The 23340-nt window shown below is 70.6% G+C and carries 18 protein-coding genes; 3 read left to right on the top strand and 15 right to left on the bottom strand.

Annotation, left to right across the window (positions count from 1 at the left end):
• Window positions 1–72: 72 nt before the first annotated feature.
• The 8 genes from VGB24_RS11240 to udk all read right to left on the bottom strand — a co-directional run bounded on the left by VGB24_RS11240 (window position 73) and on the right by udk (window position 9386).
• Window positions 73–624 carry an HNH endonuclease gene (locus VGB24_RS11240; protein ID WP_331073035.1) on the bottom strand — a complete coding sequence of 184 codons (552 nt, stop codon included), beginning with the start codon at window positions 622–624 and terminating at the stop codon, window positions 73–75.
• Window positions 625–1063: 439 nt separating this feature from the next.
• Window positions 1064–3538, bottom strand: coding sequence for a primosomal protein N' (gene priA / locus VGB24_RS11235; RefSeq protein WP_331073034.1), 2475 nt, complete (start codon window positions 3536–3538; stop codon window positions 1064–1066).
• Between the two features lies 1 nt (window position 3539).
• On the bottom strand, window positions 3540–4571 hold the full coding sequence (locus VGB24_RS11230; RefSeq protein WP_331073033.1) for a dipeptide epimerase: 1032 nt from the start codon (window positions 4569–4571) through the stop codon (window positions 3540–3542).
• 669 nt (window positions 4572–5240) lie between these two features.
• Window positions 5241–5900 (bottom strand): GvpL/GvpF family gas vesicle protein, encoded by a 660-nt coding sequence (locus tag VGB24_RS11225; RefSeq protein ID WP_331073032.1) that lies wholly within the window; start codon window positions 5898–5900, stop codon window positions 5241–5243.
• A complete protein-coding gene (locus tag VGB24_RS11220; protein WP_331073031.1) occupies window positions 5900–7123 on the bottom strand; it encodes a Xaa-Pro peptidase family protein in 1224 nt (407 codons plus the stop codon). Before VGB24_RS11220 ends, VGB24_RS11225 begins: the two co-directional genes overlap by 1 nt.
• A gap of 12 nt (window positions 7124–7135) precedes the next feature.
• Window positions 7136–7936: a class I SAM-dependent methyltransferase gene (locus VGB24_RS11215; protein WP_331073030.1), complete on the bottom strand. Its 801-nt coding sequence runs from the start codon at window positions 7934–7936 to the stop codon at window positions 7136–7138.
• 259 nt (window positions 7937–8195) lie between these two features.
• Window positions 8196–8615, bottom strand: coding sequence for a hypothetical protein (locus VGB24_RS11210; protein WP_331073029.1), 420 nt, complete (start codon window positions 8613–8615; stop codon window positions 8196–8198).
• A 123-nt stretch (window positions 8616–8738) separates the two neighbouring features.
• Window positions 8739–9386, bottom strand: coding sequence for a uridine kinase (gene udk, locus VGB24_RS11205; RefSeq protein ID WP_331073028.1), 648 nt, complete (start codon window positions 9384–9386; stop codon window positions 8739–8741).
• 233 nt (window positions 9387–9619) lie between these two features.
• Between udk and VGB24_RS11200 the strand changes: the two genes are divergently transcribed.
• Together VGB24_RS11200 and VGB24_RS11195 are read left to right on the top strand one after the other, a co-directional pair.
• Window positions 9620–11596 carry a M1 family metallopeptidase gene (locus VGB24_RS11200; protein WP_331073027.1) on the top strand — a complete coding sequence of 659 codons (1977 nt, stop codon included), beginning with the start codon at window positions 9620–9622 and terminating at the stop codon, window positions 11594–11596.
• 153 nt (window positions 11597–11749) lie between these two features.
• The gene (locus tag VGB24_RS11195; RefSeq protein ID WP_331073026.1) at window positions 11750–13300 is read left to right on the top strand and encodes a M28 family metallopeptidase; all 1551 of its coding nucleotides are present in this window, start codon (window positions 11750–11752) and stop codon (window positions 13298–13300) included.
• A gap of 86 nt (window positions 13301–13386) precedes the next feature.
• On the opposite strand, the gene VGB24_RS11190 is transcribed toward VGB24_RS11195, so the two are convergent.
• The 6 genes from VGB24_RS11190 to VGB24_RS11165 form a co-directional block, all read right to left on the bottom strand.
• Window positions 13387–14271 carry a hypothetical protein gene (locus tag VGB24_RS11190; RefSeq protein ID WP_331073025.1) on the bottom strand — a complete coding sequence of 295 codons (885 nt, stop codon included), beginning with the start codon at window positions 14269–14271 and terminating at the stop codon, window positions 13387–13389.
• 6 nt (window positions 14272–14277) lie between these two features.
• Window positions 14278–15513, bottom strand: coding sequence for a cysteine desulfurase-like protein (locus VGB24_RS11185; protein ID WP_331073024.1), 1236 nt, complete (start codon window positions 15511–15513; stop codon window positions 14278–14280).
• Window positions 15514–15562: 49 nt separating this feature from the next.
• Complete coding sequence (locus VGB24_RS11180; protein WP_331073023.1) at window positions 15563–15946, bottom strand: XRE family transcriptional regulator; 384 nt, start codon at window positions 15944–15946, stop codon at window positions 15563–15565.
• Between the two features lie 21 nt (window positions 15947–15967).
• Entirely contained in the window at window positions 15968–16330 is a 363-nt protein-coding gene (locus tag VGB24_RS11175; protein ID WP_331073022.1) for a type II toxin-antitoxin system RelE/ParE family toxin, read from the bottom strand.
• Window positions 16331–16623: 293 nt separating this feature from the next.
• On the bottom strand, window positions 16624–17484 hold the full coding sequence (locus VGB24_RS11170; RefSeq protein ID WP_331021968.1) for an RNA polymerase sigma factor RpoD/SigA: 861 nt from the start codon (window positions 17482–17484) through the stop codon (window positions 16624–16626).
• 276 nt (window positions 17485–17760) lie between these two features.
• Window positions 17761–19128, bottom strand: coding sequence for an APC family permease (locus VGB24_RS11165; protein ID WP_331073021.1), 1368 nt, complete (start codon window positions 19126–19128; stop codon window positions 17761–17763).
• Window positions 19129–19330: 202 nt separating this feature from the next.
• Here VGB24_RS11165 and VGB24_RS11160 point away from each other — a divergent pair, with 202 nt between their 5' ends.
• Complete coding sequence (locus VGB24_RS11160; protein WP_331073020.1) at window positions 19331–21538, top strand: S9 family peptidase; 2208 nt, start codon at window positions 19331–19333, stop codon at window positions 21536–21538.
• A gap of 76 nt (window positions 21539–21614) precedes the next feature.
• Here VGB24_RS11160 and VGB24_RS11155 read toward each other — a convergent pair whose 3' ends face one another.
• Window positions 21615–23150, bottom strand: coding sequence for a mercuric reductase (locus VGB24_RS11155; RefSeq protein ID WP_331073019.1), 1536 nt, complete (start codon window positions 23148–23150; stop codon window positions 21615–21617).
• Window positions 23151–23340 lie beyond the last annotated feature (190 nt).

Raw genomic sequence — 23340 nt, 5'->3', positions numbered from 1 at the left:
CCGCCCCGGCGTGGGCCGGAGCGGGCGTGGTCCAAAAAAGAAGGCGGGCCGGTCAGCTTCGACGGGCCCGCCTTACGACACCAGCGCCAGGTGGCGCACGGGTTCGTGCTCCCCGGCGGGGCCTTTCGGCTCGTGCTCGTCGTCGGCGTGGCGGATGAGGGCGTCGAGCACCTCGTCACCGTAGAACATGCCGATGTACTTCGCCTGCACGCGGGTCACGCGGCGCACCGCCCACACCAGCTCCACGTAGTTGGGCTCCGAGGGCGTCTGCATCAGGTGCATGCCGCACTCTTCCGGCAGGTGGCTGGCCTTGCGGTTGTTGCAGCCGGAGCAGGCCGTGGCCACGTTGTCCCACGTGTTCAGCCCGCCGCGCGAAAGCGGCAGCACGTGGTCGCGCGTAAGGAACTCGCGTCCGCGAAGCTGCGTCTTCGTGCGCCCGCAGTACATGCAGCGGTAGCCGTCGCGCGCGAACAGGAAGGTGTTGGTCACCTGGCGGCGGAACTTGCGCGGCACGTGCACGAACCGCTTCAGCCGGATGACGAGGGGCGCCGCGACGCGCTCCTTGGCCGAACGGTAGATGCGCCGGTCGTCCGCCTCGAGCACTTCGGCCTTGCGATCGAACACCAGCCTAAGGGCTCGTTCAACCGGCAGAATGGTCAGCGGTTCGTACGATGCGTTCAGTGCCAGACACCCCATGGGCTCGCCCCTCCTTTCGGCGAATTACGGTTTCCTGTTCTGCGGTCGGCGATCGGCTGGATGGTGGATGATCAAGGATCGTGCGACAAAAACAAGCAGTCGTCCCGGGGCGTGCAGGCCAGGCTCGTCACGAGCCTGCGCACGTCCTCCTCCTGCCCCGCGCACGACGTTCCTCCGGAAGTGGCCGCACGATCCAGTGCGCCCACTCTAATGATTGCCACGGGTGGGGCATTCGTCAAGGCGGAGTACCACATGTTGTGGAAGCCGCCACCGTGCGCACCAATCGCATCGGATGAGCCACCTTCCGCGCCCATCCTCCGTAACCCGAAGCCCCGCATTTGGTTGCACAGCGTTGACGCAGAGTCCGTTACAGGAGGGCGACGGGATCGCGGTCCAATGCGATCCGAAGGTCGGCCTTGTTGGCGGGAATCCGGTACTTCTCGTAGAAATAGCGCCCGACCTGTCCCAGCACCTTGGCGTTGGGCGAGCGCAGGATGAAGTGCCAGCGCCAGCGGGTGCGGATGCGGTCGATGGGGCACGGCGCCGGGCCGACGAGAACGACGTCCGCCACCTTGCGCGCGGTCAGCAGCCCCGACATCCAATCGGCGGCGGCGACGGCGGCCTCCTGCGTGAGCTGTTCGTCCACGCCGCTGACGACCACGTTGATCAGCCTGGAGAACGGCGGATACGCAGGATCGCGGCGGGTGTCGAACTCCTTTTCGGCGAAGCCCACGAAGTCGTGCTCCGTGGCAGAAATGATGGCGTAGTGGTTGGGTAGCGCCGTCTGGATGAAGACGTCGCCGCCCTTGGGCCCGCGCCCGGCCCGTCCCGCCACCTGCGTCAGCAGTTGGAACGTGCGCTCGGTGGCGCGAAAGTCGGGAAGGTTGATCCCCGTGTCGGCGTTGATCACCCCGACCAGGGTGACGTTGGGAAAGTCCAGCCCCTTGGCGATCATCTGCGTGCCCAGCAGGATGTCGACCTCGCCCCGCTCCACCCGTCCCAGGATGTCGTGGTGCGCCCACTTTCCGCCGGTGGTGTCCACGTCCATCCGCGCGATGCGGGCCGAGGGGAACGCCTCCTCGACGGCGCGCTCCACCTGCTCCGTTCCCACGCCCTTGAAGCTCAGCTCGGCGGAGCCGCACGACGCGCAGTGCTTGGGCGCGGGTTCTTCGTGAAGGCAGTAGTGGCAGGTCAGCCGGTGGCGCTTGCGGTGGTATGTCAGCGACACGTTGCAGTGCGGGCAGTGCCACACCAGCCCGCACTCGCGGCACTGCACGAAGGTGGCGTACCCGCGCCGGTTGAGCAGCAGGATGGTCTGCTCCTGCTTGCGGATGCGCTCGCGGACGGCCTCCGCAAGGATGTCGGACACGACCACGGGTGACGGCTCCTGGAGGGGGCCCGTGGTCTTCTTGATCTTTTCGCGCTCCTTGCGCAGGTCGACGATGCGGATGGGCGGCAGCGGCTGCCCGCCGACCCGGTGGGGCAGCTCCAGCAGCGTGTACTTGCCCGCCTTTGCATTCGCCCAGCTTTCCAGCGCCGGCGTGGCGGAGCCCAGCAGGCAGACGGCGCCCTCGATGGCCGCGCGGACGACGGCCACCTCGCGGGCGTGGTAGCGCGGCGCCTCGCCCTGCTTGTACGAGCCCTCGTGCTCCTCGTCGACGATGATGGCGCCCACATTTTGCATCGGCGCGAACACGGCGGAGCGCGCGCCCACCACGATTCGCTTCGCTCCGGAACGCAGCGAGCGCCACTCGTCGTAGCGCTCGCCGTCGGAAAGGGCGGAGTGTAGCACGGCCACGCGGTCGCCGAAGACGGCCTTGAAGCGCCCCACCGTCTGCGGCGTCAGGGCGATCTCGGGCACCAGGACGATCGCGGTCTTCCCCTGCCGGTCCACCACCTCGCGCAGCAGCTCGATGTAGACGAGCGTCTTGCCCGATCCCGTCACCCCGCGCAGCAGGAACGTCCCCGGCGTGGCGGTTCGGGATGCGTGCTGCAGGTGGACGATGACGCCGGCCTGCGCTTCCGTCGGCTTGAGCCGCGGGGCGGCGCCGTCCGGGATCTGCGCGTAGGGATCGCGGGAGACCTCCTCCTCCTCGACGGCGAGCAGTTCCTTCTTCACCAGCTGCCGGACGATCTCGGTGGTGAATCCCAGCTGGCCGGTCAGGTGTGCCGCCTCCACCCGGCCCCCGAGGCCTTCGATCACCTCGTACGCCTCGCGCTGGCGCCTGGCCCGCCCGAACGCCTCCTCACGGGCCAGCAGCGTCGGCAGCACGCGGGCGATCACCAGCATTCGGCGCGTGCGGACCGGCGGCTGCTCGCGGGGGGCCTCGGTTTCCACCCGGAGAATCCCCTGCTCTTCCAGCCGCCGTATGATGGGCCACGACGCACGCTCCCCCAGTTCACGGCGGACGCGGGCGACGGGCTGCGGCCCCTCGCGCCCGCGGAGGAAGTCGACCAGCTTCGCCTCGTGCTGCGTCAGTCCTTCGTCGCCGGGGTCGCTGGCCAGGATGATGAAGTCGGTGGACGAGTCCGCCAGGCCAGCAGGGAGCGCGGTGCGGAGCACCTGGCCCAGGGGCGCCAGGTAGTACTCGGCGATCCACCGGCTGAGGCGCAGGACGGTGGGCGTGGCGGACGGTGTCGTGTCGAGGACGGCGCTGACGGGCTTGATCCTGTCCGCGGCCTGCGGCTCGCTGGCCACGCGGTCGATCCAGCCGATCTTTTCCTTGTTGGCGAACGGCACCAGCACGCGCGCGCCCGGCCGCGCGGCGTCGCGCAGCTCGGGCGGAACCGCGTACGTGAAGGTGCGCGGAAGGGGAAGCGGCAGGGCGACTTCTACGAACAACTTAGCGCGTGACTCCCAGTCCCGGCTCGGTGTTGAACCGCAGCGTTCCGTCCGCTTCCAGCCCCGGCCCGCGGAACGGGTCCGATGCGAGCAGCGCGGCGCCATCCAGGTCCACGTAGTCCACCAGTGGCGTAAGCTGGATGGCGGCGGCGATGCCCAGCGTCGACTCGATCATGCAGCCGAGCATCACGCTCATCCCGTGGGCGCGCGCCGCGTGGACGATGCGGATGGCCTCACGCAGGCTGCCGCACTTGGACAGCTTGATGTTCACGCCGTCCACCACGCCCGCCAGCTTCGCCACGTCCGCCGCGGTTTCCACCGACTCGTCGGCGATGATGGGCAGCGGCGAGTTCTCGCGTACGAGCTTGAGGCCGGCCAGGTCGTGCGCGGGAAGAGGCTGCTCCACGAACTCCACGCCGAACTCCTGCAGCATGGGCATGGCGGCGATGGTCTGCTTGGCCGTCCAGCCGGTGTTGGCGTCCACGCGGATCACCGCATCCGGCGCCTCTTCGCGGATCATCGCCAGGATCTCGCGGTCGCGCGGCGTGCCCACCTTGATCTTGAGGATGGGATACCCGGCCGCCTCACGCACCTTGGCGCGCATCACGTCCAACTCGTCGATGCCGATGGTGAACGACGACTTGGGCGCGGCGGCGGGGTTCAGCCCCCACAGCTTCCACACGGGTACGCCCAGCTTCTTGCCCACCAGGTCGTGCAGCGCGCAAGAGATGGCGACGCGCGCGGAGCCGTGGTGCGCCAGCGCGTGATGAAGCGCCTCGTCCATCGTTTCCAGCGCGAACGGGTCGCCGCCGGACGCGGACTGGAGCGCGTCGGCCAGGCGCGGGAGGACGGCGAGGACGGTGTCCGCCGTCTCGCCGTAGAACGGCTGGGGCGACGCCTCGCCCCAGCCTTCGACGCCGTCCTCGTCGCGGATGCGCACCCAGACGAGCCGGCGTGAGGGCGGGGCCTTTTCGCGCGCGATGTTGAACGCGTGCTTCGTGTTGAGTTCAACGATCTCGAAGTCCAGCTTCATTCGGCTCTCGGTCGTGTGGTGGTTCCCCCTCCCCCGGCCCCTCCCCCGCAAACCGCGCGGGAGAGGGGGGAACTTCGTGCCGGATGAGGCTGGCTGCCGGTGCATGCTGCGGGGGGGCCCCTCCCCCGGCAAACTGCGCCGGGAGGGGGGGGAACTTCGTGCCGGATGAGGCTGGCTGCCGGTGCATGCTGCGGGAGCCCCCTCTCCCCGGCCCTCTCCCCCGCTTCGCAGGGGAAAGGGAGAATTCGAGTGCGCTTCGGCTGGCGGGGTGCACCCGAGTAGGCGTGCAGTCCGCGAAGGCGGACTTTGGGCCGTCGTTGCCGCGACTTTATTCGCCCCAGCAGGGCCGGGCCGCTGCCACTGTGCTTGCCGCCGCGCTCGAGCCCGAAGTGTACCCCCTCTCCCACGCTGTTTGTGGGAGAGGGTGGACGCGTGTCAGCGCGGACGGGTGAGGGCCCCACGGCAGCCGAGGCCTCGGTTTCGGGGACCGCTGCCGCGCCCGACCTTGTACGTGTCCGCCGCTAGATCCTTCGGCCCGCGACGTCTGGCGTACAGGCCAGTACGGTGCGCTTGGGCCTCAGGATGACACCTGGCGGGTCCCTACGTCCAGATCGCGATTCCCCGCAGATTCCGGCACTCACGCACTCACGCACTCACGCACTCCCGCACTTACGCACTCGTCGTCACCGCGTGCATGTGCACGAAGTCGTACGCGGGCCAGGGGCCGGTCAGGTCCAGGGCCAGCGCGCCGTTCAGGTGGCCCAGCACCTCCGCGCGGTCCTGGAAGGCGACCGACGCGGAGCGCTCCACCAGGAACGCCGCGCTGAGCACCCCGCCCGCGGCCGGCGCCAGCGTCATCGCCCCGGCGGAGATGCGGCGCAGCTCGGCGTAGATGTGCGTGGACAAATCCAGCGCCATCTGCCGCGCGAGCCCCTGCTCCGTCACCCCCACGTGAAGGCGGAACTCCCACCGGTCCGCCACCCGGTCCAGCGCGCCATGCAGCGCCGCGTGCGACTCGGCCAGGAACGCCCGCACGTCGTCCGCCGAGTCGAATACGATGCCCACCGGCGCCGGCGCCACGTCGCCGCGCAGCAGCGCCCGGTGCACCTCCCAGTGCCGCGCCGTCACGTGCTCCGGGGCGGCGTCCGCGCCGGGCGCCGGCGCCGGGGCCACCAGCGCCGCCAGGTCGCCTTCTTCCACCAGCTCCGACCCGAAGGCGGGGTCCGCCGGCTCCCACGCTCCTTCCTCCGCCGGGGCCGGTACCACGGCCAGCAGGGTGAGCCCGTGCGCCGGGGCCCGCCGCCGGAGGGGGATGGGATCGGGCGGCATCAGGCGAAGCGCGGGTCCGAAAGCAGGGCGTACACCTCGGTCTGCGGCTCGGGGGTGGTGACCTCGGGCCCGTCCGGCCCCATGTACACGTCCACCTCCGAACGGAAGCCGACATCGCCCGGAAGGTAGATCCCCGGCTCGACGGAGAACCCGATGCCCGTGATCAGCCGGCGCGTGTCGCGCGACTCCAGGTTGTCGATGTTGGGCCCTGAGCCGTGGAGCTGCCGGTCGATGGAGTGCCCCGTGCGGTGGATGAACGCGTCGCCCCAGCCCCGCTCGGCGATGACGTTGCGCGACGCGTCGTCGGCCTCGTAGCCGGCGACCGGCGCGCCCGCGTCCCAGCGGCGGCGGACCAGGTCGATGGCGGCCAGCCGCGCGTCGCGGACGGCGGCGAAGATCTCGGCGATGCGCTCGGGAACCTGCTCGCCCGCGTAGCCCATCCACGTCTGGTCGGCGTAGATGGCCTCCACCCCGCCTTCCTTGCCGTACAGGTCGATCAGCACCAGGTCGCCGCGCTTGATCTCGGAGTGCTTGTCGGCCGAGGGGGCGTAGTGCGGGTTGGCCGCGTTGCCGTTGACGCCCACGATGGAGTCGGCGCCCACGACGATGCCGCGCCGCGCGAACTCGTCCGCGATCCACCGGCGCACCTCCCACTCGGTGATGCGCTTATCGTGGCGGATGGCGTCGGCGATCATCCGGAAGGCCGTGTGCGCCGTCTCGTACACGACGGTGGCGGCGCGGTGGTGGCTGGCCAGCCCTTCCGGCGTCCAGCGGGCGTAGAAGGCGCTCACCAGGTCGGCGGAGGTCACCACCTCGGCGCCGGTGGTGCGCACCATCTCGATGACGCCGCCCGGCACGCGGTCCACGTAGGGCACGGCGTCGCCCGGGGCGTACTCCATGGCAACGCGGGGGTTGCCGGCCAGCAGCTGCGCCAGGCGGCTCTCCAGCTCCCGCCACGACGAGTACGGCCAGTTCTCACCGATCCACCCCGTCCACGGCTGCTGCTCGATGCGGTGGGTGAGCGCCACCGGCTCGCCCTCGGCCGGAATCCAGACGAAGTAGCGCCGGGTCATCGCGGGAAGGCCCAGCAGCTCGCCGGCGATGGGGTTGCTGCCCAGGAAGTTGAAGAGCAGCCACCCGTCGACCTTCAGCGCGCGCAGTTCTTCGCGCATGCGGTCGACGGTTTCGCGGCTGAGCTGGACGGTTGCTTCGACGACGGCCATCTCGCGTTTCGTTCAGGTTAGGGCGCCCGGCGCATCCGGGGCCGGCCACTTGGTTCCCTTGATCAGCGACAGCCCCAGCACCCGCTCGCGGGTGAGCAGCCGGTGGATTTCGCGCTCGCGCAGCACGGCGCCCCGTACCCCGCTCCATCCCCACCGCCGGAACGCCCGGCGGAGGATGTCGAACCGTTCGCGCGCCGAGAAGATCTGCGTGAAGTCGGGAAAGGGCCCGCCCGCGGATGGCCGGAAGGGCGACGGGGCGTCGGACCAGTCCTCCACCGTCAGGTCCACCACCCCGGCGTCGCGCAGCAGCTGCTTCCACTCCACCAGGATCATGGGGCGCGCGCCCAGGTGCTGCACCAGGATCTCGCGGCGAGCCGGGTCCACGTGCCCCGTCCAGATCAGCTGCACCAGCACCACGCACCCGTGCGGCTTCACCACGCGCGCCAGCTCGCGCACGGCGCGCGCGGGATCTGCCTCGGCGGCCAGGCCGATCTCGCCGATGGCCACGTCGAAGGTGCCGTCCTTGAACGGCAGGTCGTCGAGCGCGGCGGTCTCGAAGGTGAAGCGGCCGTGTACCCCGCTGTCGCGCGCCCGCGCCTCGGCCTGGTCCACCAGCACCTGGTCGGGGTCGATGCCCACGCCGGCGCACCCGAACGTCTCGGCCAGGAAGAGCGAGCTGATGCCTCGCCCGCAGGCCGCGTCGATCACCTCGTGCTCCGCGGCCAGCTCCGTCAGCCGCCCGATCTGCCGGTACAGCTCTTCCCCGCCGGGCGGGAACACCGCATCGCGGCTGAGGCGGACCAAGTCGAGCATCGACGGCCCGCCTTCCCGCGGCGGCGGTGGTACGGGCAGATCGTGCGGATCGCGCGCAGGCATGGGGAACAGTATAGGCCGGCCGGTGGGCGCGTCGCTAGCGGGCGCCGGTTCCGGCCAGGACGCGGAATCGATCGCTCGATGCCATTGGAGGGATGGACGGGCCGGCTCCCGCGCGGGGAACCGGCCCGTTTTCCGCCTCACGGCCGCCTTCTCCCGACGGTCTCCGGCGTTTCGCCTGAGGCCCTCGGCTCGCCGCTCAGTCGGGGACGGGGAGCGGGTCCGAGACGATGTCGTCGGCCGTGCCCTGGCGGCGGTCGGGGCCGGTGGAGAGCACGTGGAACGAGCCGGCACGGCGGCGCAGCAGGAAGCGGCTCCCCCACGGGTCCAGCGCGGCGTCGTCGCGGCCGGGGTACATCCGCTTCAGGATGCGGGCCAGGTCGCGCGGCTGCGGCGCCTCGCCGGTGCGGTGGATTTCCTTTTCCACCAGCCGCGCCAGGCTGTTGACGCGGTCCCCGACGGCGATGCGGCGGAAGGGGTTGACCAGCGGCTCCACGTGCGGCGCCGCGCGCGTGCGCAGCGCGGGCGAGATCAGGACCACGAGGGCGGCGACGATGGAGAACTTCAGCAGGGCGCCCAGGATGGTGCGCGGGGCGAAGATGATGCGGGAGCGTGTCATGCGAGGGGAGTGCGGCGGGGCTGCATCACGCTGCTACCCGGGCGAGCAGCAGGATCGACCGCCAAAAACTCGCCGGTGACGGCAGATGGCGCAAGGTCCCGCCGCGCCATCAGTTCCTCCTGCCTACGGCCCGGACGCGGCCTGGTCGCGCGCCTTCTCGGCCAGGCGCTCGCGGATGCGCGCGGCCACCACGTCGATCCCGGCGCGGTTCTGCCCGCCGCGGGGGATGATGACGTCGGCGTAGCGTTTCGAGGGCTCCACGAACTCGAAGTGCATGGGGCGCACGGTGGTCAGGTACTGCTCGATCACCGAGTCCAGCGAGCGGCCGCGCTCTTCCAGATCGCGGCGCAGGCGCCGGATGAAGCGCACGTCGGCGTCGGTGTCCACGAAGATGCGTAGGTCGAACATCTCGCGCAGGCGCGGCTCGGCGAACAGCAGGATCCCGTCCACCAGGATCACGTCGCGCGGCTCGGTGCGGATGGTTTCCGGGGCCGGCGTGTGGCGGGAAAAGTCGTACACCGGCTTGTCGATGGCACGCCCCTCCACCAGGTCCGTCAGGTGCGCGATCAGCAGGTCGTTGTTCAGCGAGTTGGGATGGTCGAAGTTGACGCCGGCCCGTTCCTCGAGCGAAAGGTGCGACAGGTCCCGGTAGTACGAGTCGTGGTCGATGAAGACGGCCGAATCCAGGTGCAGCGAATCGTAGATCCGCCGCGCCACGGTGGTCTTCCCCGACCCCGTTCCCCCCGCGATGCCGATCAGGAACGGCTTCATCGCGCCAGCACCTTTACGCCGAAGCAGGATTGCGCGCGCGTGGCGGTGGGACGCGCCGCGAGGGCGGCGAGGGCGATCAGGATGCTGGGCATGACCTGCCTGGTGGAAACGGCTGGGAGCGGAGGGCCGCAAGCTAGCCGCCCCCGCCCCGCCCCGGCAAGCGCGCCGGACCGGTTGCCGAGCGCCCCCGCGCCGCCCTAGCTTGCGCCGCAACCATCAACGGAGGAACCTCGATGACGCGTTGGTCCCCAGCGCTTTTCGCCGCGCTGTCCCTGGCGGCGTGCACTCCGCAGGCAGGGCCGGTGGTGGGCCCGGCGCCCGTGACGGGCCGCCTGGAGCGCCCGATCCCCTACCCCGTCACCCCGCCCGCCGGGCACCAGCGCGGGGTGGACCGCGGCACCCGCACCCCGACGGGAGCCCCGGGCGCGCGCTACTGGCAGAACCGCGCCGACTACGCCATCCGCGCCCGCGTGCTCCCCGCGCAGAAGCGGCTGGAGGGGAGCCAGGTGATCACCTACACCAACAACTCGCCCGACGCGCTCGCGCAGCTGCACGTGGACCTGACCATGAACCACCACGCGCCGGGCGTGGTGCGCAACGAGCCGGCCGAGGTCACCGGCGGCGTCACCCTCACCCGCGTCGCCGTGGGCGGGCAGGCGCTGTCGGCGGGCGGAAACCAGGGCGCGCGCTACGTGGTGAACGGCACGCGCATGGTGGTGACCCCCGCGGCGCCGGTGCAGCCGGGCGCCACGGCGCGCATCGAGGTGGACTGGAGCTTCACCGTTCCCAAGGAGGGCGCGGGCGGCCGCATGGGGTGGGACGCCGACAACCTGTTCTTCTTCGCGTACTGGTATCCGGCCATGGCCGTGTACGACGACGTGGTGGGATGGCACCCGGACCCGTTCCGCGGCACGGCCGAGTTCTACGCCGACTTCGGCAGCTACGACATCACCGTCGAGGCGCCCGCGCAGTGGGTGGTGTTCGGCACGGGCGCGCTGCAGAACCCGCATGAGGTGCTGGCCCCGGCCGTCCTGGCCCGCTACCGCGCGGGGATCCAGAGCGACACCGTGGTCCACGTGCTGACGCAGGCGGACTTCGGGCGGGCCACGCAGCCCGGCCAGGGCGGCGTGCTCGCCTGGCGCTTCCGGGCCGACAGCGTGCGCGACGCCGCGTTCAGCCTCACCCGCGAATCCAACTGGGACGCCACCCGCACCTCCGTGGGCGACCGCGACGGCGACGGGCGCGCGGACCATGCCGCCATCCACGCCTTCTGGCGCCCCAGCGCGCCCCGCTGGCGCCACGTGGCGCGGTACGAGCAGCACTCCATCCGCTTTCTTTCCGGCTACACGGGTGTGCCCTATCCCTGGCCGCACATGACGGCGGTGGAGGGACAGGGCATCGTCGGCGGGGGGATGGAGTATCCCATGATGACGCTGATCGGCGGATACACGGCGCAGGGCGACTCGGCGCTGTACGCGGTGACGGCGCACGAGCTGGCGCACATGTGGGTGCCCATGATCGTGAACGTCGACGAGCGCCGCTACTCGTGGATGGACGAGGGGATGACCACCTTCCACGAGGCCCAGGCCCGCAGGGACACCTTTCCGGGGACCACGCCCGAGCTGGAGGACCGCGCGTCGTACCTGGGCACGGCCCGCGCCGGCGCCGAGGGCGAGATCATGCGGCGCAGCGACTTCCACTACACCGCGGCGGCGTTCGGCACGGCGTCGTACCCCAAGCCGGGCACCGTCTTCGCCACCCTGCGCGGGCTGCTGGGCGAGCAGACGTTCAACCGCGCGTGGACCACCTTCCACGACCGCTGGAAGTTCAAGCACCCCTACCCCTGGGACTTCTTCAACACGGTGGAGGAGGTGGCGGGTGAGGACCTGGACTGGTTCTGGCGCACCTGGTTCTACGAGACGTGGACGCTGGACCATGCCGTCGCCAGCGTAACGGAGTCGGGGAGCGGCGCTACGATCGTCGTCCAGGACCGGGGCCTCGCGCCCATGCCGGCGCGCGTTACCATCACCCGCCAGGATGGCGGCACGCAGACGGTGGAGGTGCCGGTGGAAGAGTGGCTGTCGGGCCGCAGGTCGGCCACGCTCACCCTTCCGCCGGGGGGCGGGTCGCCCATCGTGCGGGTGGAGGTCGATGCCGAGAACGCCTTTCCCGACATGGACCGCCAGAACAACGTGTGGACGCGCCCCTGACCGCTTCCGCACGCCGACGAGGGCCCGCCCGGGAGCGTTCCGGGCGGGCCCTCGTCCGTTTCCGTCCTTGCGCGTGCCGTCCAGGCGGGAGAGCTTGCGACAGGCTCCCGCGCGCACTGCATCGGGGCTTTCCACCCGCAGCAGAGATTTCGCGTGAGCAGATCCTCCCTTCGCGCCGCCGCCCCGGCCCTCGCCGCCGCGCTGGCGGCCTGCGCGGCGCCGGCGACAGGCCCGGCGCCCATGCCCGGCCCCGCGTCCCCTACCGGAACCGCCATTACCGCGGCCGACCTGCGCCACCGGATGGAGATCGTGGCGCACGACAGCATGCAGGGCCGCGACGTAGGGACGCCCGGCATCCGCAAGGCGGCCGACTACCTGGTGGCGGAGATGACGCGGCTGGGGCTGCGTCCCGCGGGCGACGGCGGCACCTGGTTCAACGCGGTGCCGCTGGTCCGTACGCGAACGGAGGCGGACGTGAGCCTCGGCGGCCGGGCGCTGGGCACGGAGGTGACCGTCGCCGTCAGCGGCACCGGCGGGCTGCCCGCCAACACGCGACAGCAGGCGGAGGGACGGCTGCTGTACGGCGGATGGATCGTGGATCCCTCCGTTCCCGCCGCGGAGGAATTGACGGCGGAGCAGATGCGCGGCGGCGTGCTGATCCTGCGGATGGGCGTGGCGCCCGGCGCGCAGCCGGGGCAGCCGCGCTACAACGTGGGCGCGCTGCTGGGCCCCGGGTCGCCCCTCGCCGGCGTGATCATGATCGCCGAGGGCGACTTGGAGCAGTTCTGGGCGTACGCGCAGGGGATTGCCCGCAACGGCAGCGTGTCTCCCCCGGACACCGCCGCGCCCGCCGCGGGCACGCTTCCCACGGTGTTCCTTACCGACCCGGCGGGCGCGGAGCGGATGATCGGGCGTACGCTGGCGCAGGCCACCCGCCCCATGGCCGACCTGGGGGCGTTCCGCTACGCCCTCCGCCCCACCAGCTCGCCCGTTGAGGCGTTCAACGTGGTGGGCGTGCTCCCCGGCGCCGACGCGGCGCGGCGCGGCGAGTACGTGGCCATCGGCTCGCACTACGACCACGACGGCATCGGCCAGCCGGTGGACGGAGACTCCATCTACAACGGCGCCGACGACGACGGCAGCGGCACGGTGGCCATGCTGGAGATCGCCGAGGGACTGGTGCGGCAGCCGCCCGCTCGCTCCGTTCTCTTCGTCTGGCACACGGCCGAGGAGAAGGGGCTGCTGGGGTCGGAGGCGTTCACGCGCACGCCCACGGTGCCGCGCGAGTCCATCGTCGCGCAGCTGAACATCGACATGATCGGCCGCAACGCGCCCGACTCGCTGTACCTGGTGGGCTCGCGCCGGCTTTCCACCGAGCTGGGGGAGCTGGTGGAGACCGTGAACCGCACGCAGGCGCGGCCGTTCGCCTTCGACTACTCGTTCGATGCGCCCAACCACCCGGAGCGCATCTACTGCCGGTCTGACCACTACAACTACGCGCGCTACGGAATCCCGGTGACGTTCTTCACCACGGGGCTCCACGACCAGTACCACAAGCCGCAGGACGAGGCCCACCTGATCGACTACGACAAGCTGGCGCGCGTGACGCAGCTGATCGCCGACATCGGTGTGGAGGTGGCCAACCGCCCGGCGCGCCCGCGGGTGGACCAGCCGGTTCCGCCCCTCGGCACGCCGTGCACCTGACCTGAAAGGCTGGAGGGCACGGAAGGCACGGAGGAAAGCTCCTCCGTGCCCTCCGTGCCCTCCGTGTGAGGCGCTGTTTCCGCGCGTCAGCGCGCGCGGATCTGCACCACCAGCGAACGAAGCCAAGGCTCGCGCATTTCCGGCCGCTCGACCAGCTCTGCGCAGAATCGCTCCCTTTCCTCACGCATGCGGCCGCGCTCGTGAAGGTTCACGGCCAGGCGCAGCGCGCGCAGGTGCCCGGGGTCCCGCGGCGGCTGGTGCATGTCGTCCGATCCCCACCGCGCCTGGCTGTGCGAAGTCACCGTCTTCTCCTGGATGTCACCCCACGTGGTCCACGTCCAGTACGGCACGGAAAGCCCACGAAGTGCGCTCCGTGGATAGTCCTTTCGCCACTCCACGCGCTGGAACCATCGCCAGGCGTTGGGGCTGTTCTTCCCACGCTCGGTGATCCCCACGAAACGCACGCGCCGGCGCATGGCGTTCACGTCCACCCCCTCGTCGCGTGCCCAGCGCGCCAGCTCGTCCGAGAGCCGGCCGAAGGTGGCGCCGCTGTGAACCAGGTCCACGAAGCATACCGGCCGCGGGGACGCGGCGATGGCGTCCGGCGCCAGCCCCGCCGCGGCGAACTGGGCGCGGAGCGCGGCGCGGGCGGCATTGCTCCCCCGGTCGTCGTTCTTTCGCAACGAGACCAGCAGCAGCTCGCAGCGGCCCGGCCACTCCGTGTCGCTGAGGATTCCGCTCAGGTAGTCGAACACGTTCTCCAGCGACCGCCCGACGAACACCAGCCGCGCATCACCCGCGCGCGCCACCACGCCCGCCGCGCAGGGGCGAAGCTCCGGGAGCAGCGCTCTCATCCCCCGCCCGCCGGACCACGGCGGCACCGGAGGGAGCTCCGCCTCCAGCAGCCGCCCCAGCTGTTCGCGCCGGGACACGTCCCAGCGGAACGGAACCGCCTCGTCCCGCCGCGGCATCCCGCGTCAGCCGCCGGCCAGGCGCCGAACGCCGTCCACCAGCCGGTCCACGTCGTCCTCGGTGACGTACGGCGCAACACCCGCGCGGATCAGCCCCCCGCAGTCCGAAAGGCCGAGCGCATCGCAGACCGTCGTCGCGTAGAAGTCGCCGTTCCACACGAACACGCCCTCCTCGCCCAGCGCCCGCGCCGCCGCGTCCGGCGACACCCCGTCGATCACGAACCCCGCCGTCGCTGTCCGCTGGCCGTCGGCACCCGGCCCGTGCACGCGCACGCCGGGGATGGCGGTGAGCCCCGCGTACAGCCGCGCGAACAGCGCCTGCTCGTGCGCGTGGAAGGCATCGTACGTGCTCCGCAGGCGGTCGCGCAGGCTGCCGCCCTGCTCCGGCGCCAGCGAGGCGATCCACTCCACCGTCGCCGCCGTCGCCGCGATCCCCTCGTGGTTCATGGTCCCCGTCTCCCACCGCTCCGGCGCCGCGTTGCTGGCGGGCGGCACCTTGTACGGGGTCAGCCGCTCCAGGTGATCCGTGCGCCCCCACAGGATGCCCAGGTGCGGCCCGAAGAACTTGTAGGCCGAGCACGCCAGGAAGTCGCAGCCGATGGCCTGCACGTCGGGCAGCCGGTGGGGCGCGTAGTGCACGGCATCCACGAAGCACAGGGCACCCGCCTCGCGCGCCATCGCCGCCACGCGCGCCACGTCGTTCACCGTGCCGATGGCGTTGGAGGCCGCGCCCACGGCCACCAGCCGCGTCCGCGGCGAAAGCAGCCCGGCCAGCGCGTCGTAGTCCAGCGCGTAGGTCTCGGTGCAGAACGGCAGCACGTGCACCGTCATCCCGCGGTCCTCGGCCATCAGCCGCCAGGGGGCCACGTTGGCCTGGTGGTCCAGCTGCGTGACGATCACCTCGTCGCCCGGGCCCCAATCGCGGCCCAGCGCACGCGAAAGGGCGAAGGTGAGCGTGGTCATGTTCTGCCCGAACACCACCTCGCTCGGGGAGGGCGCGTTCAGGAACGCCGCCATCCGCTCGCGGGCGCGGGTGAGGATGGCGTCCGTCTCGGCGCTGGTGGCGAACACCCCGTGCGTGTTGGCGTTGTGCATCAGCAGGTAGTCGCTCATCGCCTCGGCCACCTGCCGGGGCACCTGGCTTCCGCCCGGCCCGTCGAAGAAGGCGATGGGCCTCCCGCCGATCCGCCGCTCGAAGACGGGAAAGTCGGCGCGGACTCGGGCTGAGAACTGGTCAGGCATGCGCTGCGTCTGGAATCTGGCGTTCAGGGACGACGATCAGGGCGACAGATTAGCGCCGCACGCGCCGCCCGGCTACCACCGGTTCCGGCAGCTCGGACGGCACATCCTCGTCGTCCCCGTCCGCGCCGAGTCCGGAGAACTGCTCCAGCCTCACGGCACCGTCGGGAAACCGGGCGATGATCTCCAGCTCACCGCCCATTCCCCGGATGTACCGCCGCAACGTGCTGACGTAGACGTCGGTGCGGCGCTCCAGCTTGGAGACGTTCGCCTGCGACGTCCGAAGCGTAGACGCGAGTTCCTGCTGTGTGAGGTTGCGGGCGTGCCGCAGCTCGTGAAGAGGCATCTCGCGAAGCATGCGGGCCGCCTCCGCCTCCACCCGGGCAGTTCGCTCCGGGCTCCAGTCCGCCATGAGGTCTCGAAACTTCTTGGCCATTATGTGCTCCCGCGTTGATGGTCATACCCCTTCGAGTTCTGCCGCGACTTCGTCCAGGTGCTCGTCGTACAGCGCCTCGGCCACGGGAATGAACCGCTGGTACCAGCGCCCATCGCCCGTCTTGTCGCCCCCGATCAGGAGGATGGCGACCCGGCGCGGATCGAACGCGTACAGCACCCGGTAGGGCCGCCCCTCGTGCTGCACCCGAAGCTCGCGCAGGTGGCTGTAGCGCGATCCGCGGATGCTGCTGCTGTGAGGAAACGGCAGGTGTGGCCCTTTCTGCTCCAGCAGCCCTACCGACGCAGCCATCGAGTCCTGCTCGCGCTCGGACAGGCCATCCCACCACCCGCCGAACTCGTCCGTATACTCCACTTCGTAGCTCATGGGCAACATAACCTCCGTTGAATATTCCGTCAAGGGCATTCACACCCGCACTCATGCGCGGACGCGAACGAAGAGGAGGATGCGGTTTGGGAAGATTCAACAGCGGCCGGGAGGTCCGCGGGCGCGGACGGGGGCGAGCGAGGGAGTGGGGCGGGCGGGGCGGGCCGAATGCGCCTCAGGCGCGCAGGTGCGTTCGTCCTCAGGCAGAAAAAGAGAGGGGTAGAGACGGAATCCGTCTCCACCCCTCTCCTTCGGGGGAACCTGCCGGGCCGTGGAGCCCGGCGGCCATGGTCTTACGACAACGCCCAGAACCCCTCGAGGGCCGCGCCGTCCGCGCTTTCGCGCAGCTTCTCGAACGCGCGGTTGCGGATCTGGCGGATGCGCTCGCGGGTGACGCCCAGCATGGAGCCGATCTCCTCGAGCGTGCGCTCCTCGCCCTCGTCGAGCCCGTAGTACAGGTACAGGATCTTGCGCTCGCGCTCGGTGAGGTACTTCTCGAACATCTTTTCCAGGAACTCGCGCCGCGCCTGCGACTCTACCTCTTCCTCGATCTGCTCGGCCTCGCTGCCGGCGAAGCGCTCGCCGAAGCTGGCGCTGTCACGGTCGCCGCGGTCCAGCGGGGCGTCGAGCGAAAGCTCGCTGGCGGCCACACGGCGCAGGGCGCGGATGGTGTCCACCGGCTCGCCCATGTCGTCGGCGATCTCCTCGTCGGTCGGCGAGCGGCCCAGCTGCTGCGTAAGGGCCGTCTCCACGCGCGACAGGCGCACCAGGTTGCTGTTCTGGTTGAGCGGAATGCGCACCGACCGCGTCTGCTCGGCCAGGGCCTGCAGCACGGTCTGGCGGATCCACCAGACGGCGTACGAGATGAACTTCACTCCCTTGTCCGGATCGAACTTCTTCACGGCCTTCAGGAGTCCCTCGTTGCCGATGCACACCAGCTCGGCCAGCCCAAGGCCGCGGCCCTGGTACTTCTTCACGTAGGAGATCACGAAACGGAGGTTCGCCGTCACGAGACGCTCGGCGGCCTGCTTGTCTCCAGCGCGCGCCCGGTGGGCAAGGGCGCGCTCCTCGGCGGGATCGTCGATCAGGGGATATTTTTCGACGTCCTGCAGGTACTGGTCGAACGAATCCAGGGCCCGTGAGCTCAAGAACATGTGGCTCGTCCTTTGGGTAAAATGACGAGAGCAGCGAGCCCCGGTGGTGTGCGAGGCTCGCTGCTCTCAATTCACGCGGAGCGGTTTGTATCCCCCCGGAAATGCTTTCTCATAACAGGTCAATGTAGGCCGCAAGGCGTCCAAAGTCAATCTTTTCTCCCGGGCGCGCTCCGCACGGTGCTTCCGGCCCTGATAGCCTGCCCGTTCCGAAAGGTTCCGCTCGCTCCGCCCTGAAAAAGGCGCGCCGCGGCGCCGCAAGTTGCGCGCCGGAGCCGCTCAGGCCTTCGACACGGCGCGCCACAGGTAGTACGCCGGAATGCCCAGCAGGATGATTCCGAAGCCCAGCGCCGAGTTGGCCGTGTCGTTGATGGCCGAGTTCAGCAGCATGCCGCAGGCGCCCACCAGGAACAGCACCGGCACCACGGGATACCCCGCCGTGCGGTAGGGGCGCGGCAGGTCCGGCCGGGTGCGGCGCAGGCGAAACACGGCCAGCACGCTCAGCGCATAGAAGGGCCAGATCCCCAGCACGAACGAATCGGCCAGCTGCTGGAAGCTGCGGCCCAGCACGTACGCGATCCCCAGGCTGGCGGCCAGCCCGATGGCCGCGTACGGCGTCTTCCACCGCGGGTGCACCGCCGCGATGGGGCTGAAGAAGTTGCCGTCGGCGGCCATGGCGTACAGGATGCGCGGCCCCGTCATCGTCGACCCGTTCAGGGCGCCGAAGGTGGAGATCATCACCATCCCCGCCACCACCGAGGCGCCGACGGGCCCAAAGATCTTCTGCGCCACGTCCGACGCCACCAGCGTGCTCTTTGCCATCTCGGGCATCGTCATCACGAACAGGTAGCCGGCCACGATGGTCAGGTAGATGGCCGCCACCGCCAGCACCCCGCCGATGATGGCGCGCGGCATGGTGCGGCCCGGGTCCTTCACCTCGCCCGCCATGAAGGTGAGGTCCGCCCAGCCGTCGTACGCCCACATCACCGACACCAGTGCCAGGCCGAAGCCCACCCACGAGGTGGGCGCCAGGCCGTTGGGGTTCGCCAGCGCGCCGCCGCCCCGGTCTCCCAGCAGGAACGCGGCGAAGGCCAGCCCCACGATGGCGATCACCTTGGCGCCGGTGCTCAGGTTCTGCACCACCGAACCCCACTTCACAGAGCGGATGTTGGCCAGCCCCAGCCCCAGGATGGCGCCCGCCGCCACCCAGCGCACCCACCCCGGCCCGTAGCCGAACATGCGCCCCGCGTACTCGGCGAAGATCATGGCGATGGCGCCCAGCGCCGAGGGGCGGATCACCAGCAGCTCCGTCCAGCCGAAGAGGAACGCGGGGAGCGGCCCGTACGCCTCGCGAAGGAAGACGTAGACGCCCCCCGAGCGCGGGAACATGGCCGCCAGCTCGGCGATGGTCAGCGCGCCCATCAGCGCCACCAGCGCGCCGACGATCCAGATCAGCGAAAAGGCGCCCAGCGTGCCCACCCGCTCGGCCACGGGGGCGGGCACGCGAAAGATGCCGCTGCCGATGGTGGAGCCCACCAGCACCGCCGCCGCGCTCCAGATGCCCAGCCTGCGCGGAAGCTCGTCGACGAAGGTGCCGGTGTCGTGGTCTGCGGGCGCGGCGTGCGGCGCCGCCTGCGGTACGCTCATGTGCGGGGTGGCGGATCGTGTGTGTGGCGGAGGATCGGGAAGCCGGATTGCACGCAAGATAGTCCGTGCGGGCGGCGCGACAACAGGGACGTGCCGGGCGCGAGGGAACCCGCACTGGCGCCGTCCCGTATCAATCGCCAGTATCGCCATTGCCCGCGGCGCCTTCCGTACGCGGCGCGTCGTCCCGACACCAACGCGAACCATGCCACACACTATCCTCACCCGCCGCGCGCTGCTTGCCGTTCTGGCGCTGTCGGCGGCTGCCCCCCAGGCGGCGCCCGCGCAGGCGCAGGACCCGTCGCGGCTTTCCATCGAGCGCATCTTCGCCTCGCCCGAGTTCCGCCTGCAGTCGCTGCCGGCGGTGCAGTGGATGAACGACGGCCAGCGCTTCACCTTCGTGGGCGACGACGGCGACCTGATGGTGGAGGACGCCGCCACCGGCACCCGCTCCGTGATCGTGGACGCGGCCCTGCTGGTGCCCGCGGGGGCGGCCGAGCCCATCGACATCGAGGACTACCAGTGGTCCGACGACGAGCGCAAGCTGCTGGTGTACACCAACAGGCAGCCTGTCTGGCGCGCCAACACCAAGGGCACCTTCTACGTGTGGGACGTCGCCGCGCGGCGGCTGACACCCGTTTCCACCGCCCCCGGCTGGCAGCAGTTCGCCAAGTTCTCCCCCGATGGCGGCAAGGTGGGCTTCGTCCGCGACAACGACCTCTTCGTCACCGACCTGGCTTCCGGACGAGAGACGCGGCTGACCCGCGACGGCGGCGAGCAGATCATCAACGGCACCTTCGACTGGGTGTACGAGGAGGAGCTGGGGCTGCAGGACGGCTGGCGGTGGAGCCCCGACGGGCGGCGCATCGCCTACTGGCGCATCGACCAGTCTTCCGTGCGCACCTTCTACATGATGCAGGAGACGGACAGCCTGTACGCGCAGCCGGTGGCGCTTCGCTATCCCAAGGCCGGCACCCCCAACCCCATCGCCCGCATCGGCGTGGTGGGCGCGGAGGGGGGCGAAACGCGGTGGATGGACACCGGGAGCGACCCGTCGGTGCTGCTGGCCCGGATGGAGTGGGCGGCGTCGCCCTCGGAGATCGTCATCCAGCGCACCAACCGCATCCAGAACCGCCTGGACGTGATGGTGGCCGACGCGGGGACGGGCCGCAGCCGCGTGCTGTTCACCGAGAGCGACAGCGCCTGGGTGGACGTGGGGGACGACTTTCGCTGGCTGAACGGCGGGCGCCAGTTCCTGTGGACGAGCGAGCGCGACGGGTTCAACCACCTGTACGTGTACAACCGCAACGGCTCGCCGGCCCGCCAGCTGACGCGCGGCGAATGGGAGGTCACCAGCGTCCTGGGGATCGACGAGAAGAACGGCTGGGTGTACTTCGGCGCGACGGAGGAAGGGCCCACCGAGCGCCACGTGTACCGCGTGCGGCTGAACGGGCGCGGCGGCGTGCAGCAGGTGAGCCGCGAGCGGGGCACGCACGTGGCGGCGCTGAGCCCGGCGGGCACCTACTGGCTGGACTTCCACTCCCAGGCCGGCGTGCCGCCCGTCATCTCGCTGCGGCGGCCGGACGGCGCGCACGTCCGCACCCTGGCCGACAACGCCCGCGTGCGGCAGACGCTGGAGGCGCTCGCCATCCGCAAGCCCGAGTTCATCCAGGTGCCCGGGGCCGACGGGGTGATGCTGAACGCCACCATCATCCGCCCGGCCGACTTCGATCCGTCGAAGAGATACCCCGTGCTGATGTACGTCTACGGCGGGCCGGGCTCGCAGACGGCGACGGACGCGTGGGGCGGCAACCGCTACCTGTGGCACCAGGTGATGGCCCAGAACGGCTACCTGGTGGTCAGCGTCGACAACCGCGGCACGGGCGGGCGCGGGCGCGACTTCAAGAAGGTGACGTACCTGCGGCTGGGCGAGCACGAGGCGGTCGACCAGGTCGCGGCGGCCCAGTGGCTGGCGCGGCAGCCGTACGTAGACGCGCAGCGCATCGGCATCTGGGGGTGGAGCTACGGCGGCTTCATGACGGCGTTCAGCATGATGCAGCCGGGCGCACCCTTCAAGGCCGGCGTGTCGGTGGCCCCCGTGGCCGACTGGGGGCTGTACGACACCATCTACACCGAGCGCTTCATGCGGACCCCGCAGGAGAACCCCGAGGGGTACCGCCGCAGCCCGGTGGGCGAGGCGGCCAACCTGCGCGGCAAGCTGCTGCTGGTGCACGGCACGGGCGACGACAACGTGCACTTTCAGAACAGCGTGCGGCTGGCCAACGCGCTGCAGGCCGCGGGCAAGCAGTTCACCTTCATGGCCTACCCCAACCGCAACCACTCCATCTCGGGCGGGCCGACCAGCGCGCACCTGTTCACCATGATGACCGACTGGGTGCTGGCGAACCTGTGATCCGCCAGGGTTTCATGCGGAGGCGGAGGAACCGGTGAGCCGCGGAGGGGCTGGATGCCCTTCCGCGGTTCGTCATTCACTTCACCAGCTTGAAGAAGATCCCGAACGCCTTCTTGGCCGTGGGCGTCAGCTTGCCGCGGCGCCAGGCGTCCGCGGCCTTGCGGATGACCTCGGCGCTGGTGGGATACGGGTAGATCACTTCGCCCAGCTTTCCCAGCCCGATCCCCGCCGTCATCGCCTGCGTCACCTGCGTGATGAGATCGCCGGCGTGCTCGCCCACGAGCGTGGCGCCCAGGATGGTGTCGGAACCCGCCTTCAGGTGGACGCGAAAGAAGCCCTCCGTGGTGCCTTCCAGGCGCGCGCGGTCCACCTCCTCCATCTGGATGGTGATGGTCTGCACCTCGTCGCCGCGCTGTCGAACCTCGTCCGGCGAGAGGCCGACGTGCGCCACCTCGGGCGAGGTGTACGTGCACCAGGGGATCACCAGGTCCGCGACCTTGCCGCGCCCGAAGAAGAGGGCGTTGCGCACCACCATCCGCGCCTGGGCATCCGCCGCGTGGGTGAACTTGAACTTCGACGCCACGTCGCCGATGGCGTAGACGCGCGGGTTGGAGGTGCGCATCCGCTCGTCGACCGCAACCCCGTGCTCGCTCACCCCCACGCCGGCCTGCTCCAGTCCCAGCCCTTCCACGTTCGGCGCGCGTCCCGCGGCCACCAGCAGGTGCGAAGCCGCCACGGGCCGCACCGCGCCCGCGTGCGAGATGCGCAGGGTCTTCCCCGCCCCGTCCGCGCGCACCGACTCCACGCGCGCACCCAGCAGGACCTCGACACCGTCCCGCCGGAGCGCGGACGCGACCACTTCGCCCGCGTCGGGATCGTCGTTCTTCAGCAGGCGGTCGCCGGATTCGATGAGGGTCACGCGCCCGCCCATGCGCGCGACGGCCTGCGCCATCTCGCACCCGATGGGGCCGCCGCCGAGGATGGCCAGGTGCTCGGGGCGCTCGGTAAGCGAATAGAAGGTCTCGTTGGTGAGATAGCCGGAATCCGCCAGCCCCTGGACATCCGGAACCGCCGCGCGGCCGCCGGTGGCGATTACGGCGCGGTGAAAGCGCAGGCGTTTTCCATCCACCTCCACCGCGTCGTTGGCCACGAAGCGCGCGTCACCCAGGTACACGTCTACGCCGATCTGGTCGCGGAAGCGCGCGGCGCTGTCCACGGGGCTGAGGTCGGCGCGGATGCGCCGCATGCGCTCCATCACCGCGCCGAAATCGCCATTCCCCCCCGCCGCGGGACCACCATACCGCCCCGCCGCCTCCCGCACCGCGTGCCACGACCTGGCGGCGGCGAGCAGGGCTTTCGACGGCACGCAGCCCACGTTCAGGCAGTCGCCCCCCATCAGCGCGCGCTCGATGAGCGCCACCCGCGCGCCGACGGCGGCGCCGATGGCCGCCGTCACCAGCCCCGCCGTCCCCGCGCCGACGACGACGAGGTGGTAGCCCCCCTTCGGCGGTGTGGGATTCGTCCACGTGGTGGGATGGACGTTCTCCAGCAGCCGGCGGTTGTGCGAATCCAGCGGCTGCACCGCGGGGATGGACGTAGGATCGTGGGCCATGTCTTCGGCGGCGCGGATCGAGCGTGATCGATAGCAACAAGGAGGAGCCACGTGGCTCCTCCCTGGAAAGTACGATACGGACCGCGTTTCGACTAACCCCGGAGCACGCCGCGGCGGGCCCCTCCCCCCGGCCCCCTCCCCGCACGGAACTGCTGTGCGGAGAGGGGGAGAACTTCGGTCGACGGTCGAT

Source organism: Longimicrobium sp., assembly GCF_036399935.1.
GTDB lineage: Bacteria > Gemmatimonadota > Gemmatimonadetes > Longimicrobiales > Longimicrobiaceae > Longimicrobium.
Note: the sequence above shows the minus strand (reverse complement) of the source record. Positions and strands in the feature narration are given on the sequence as shown.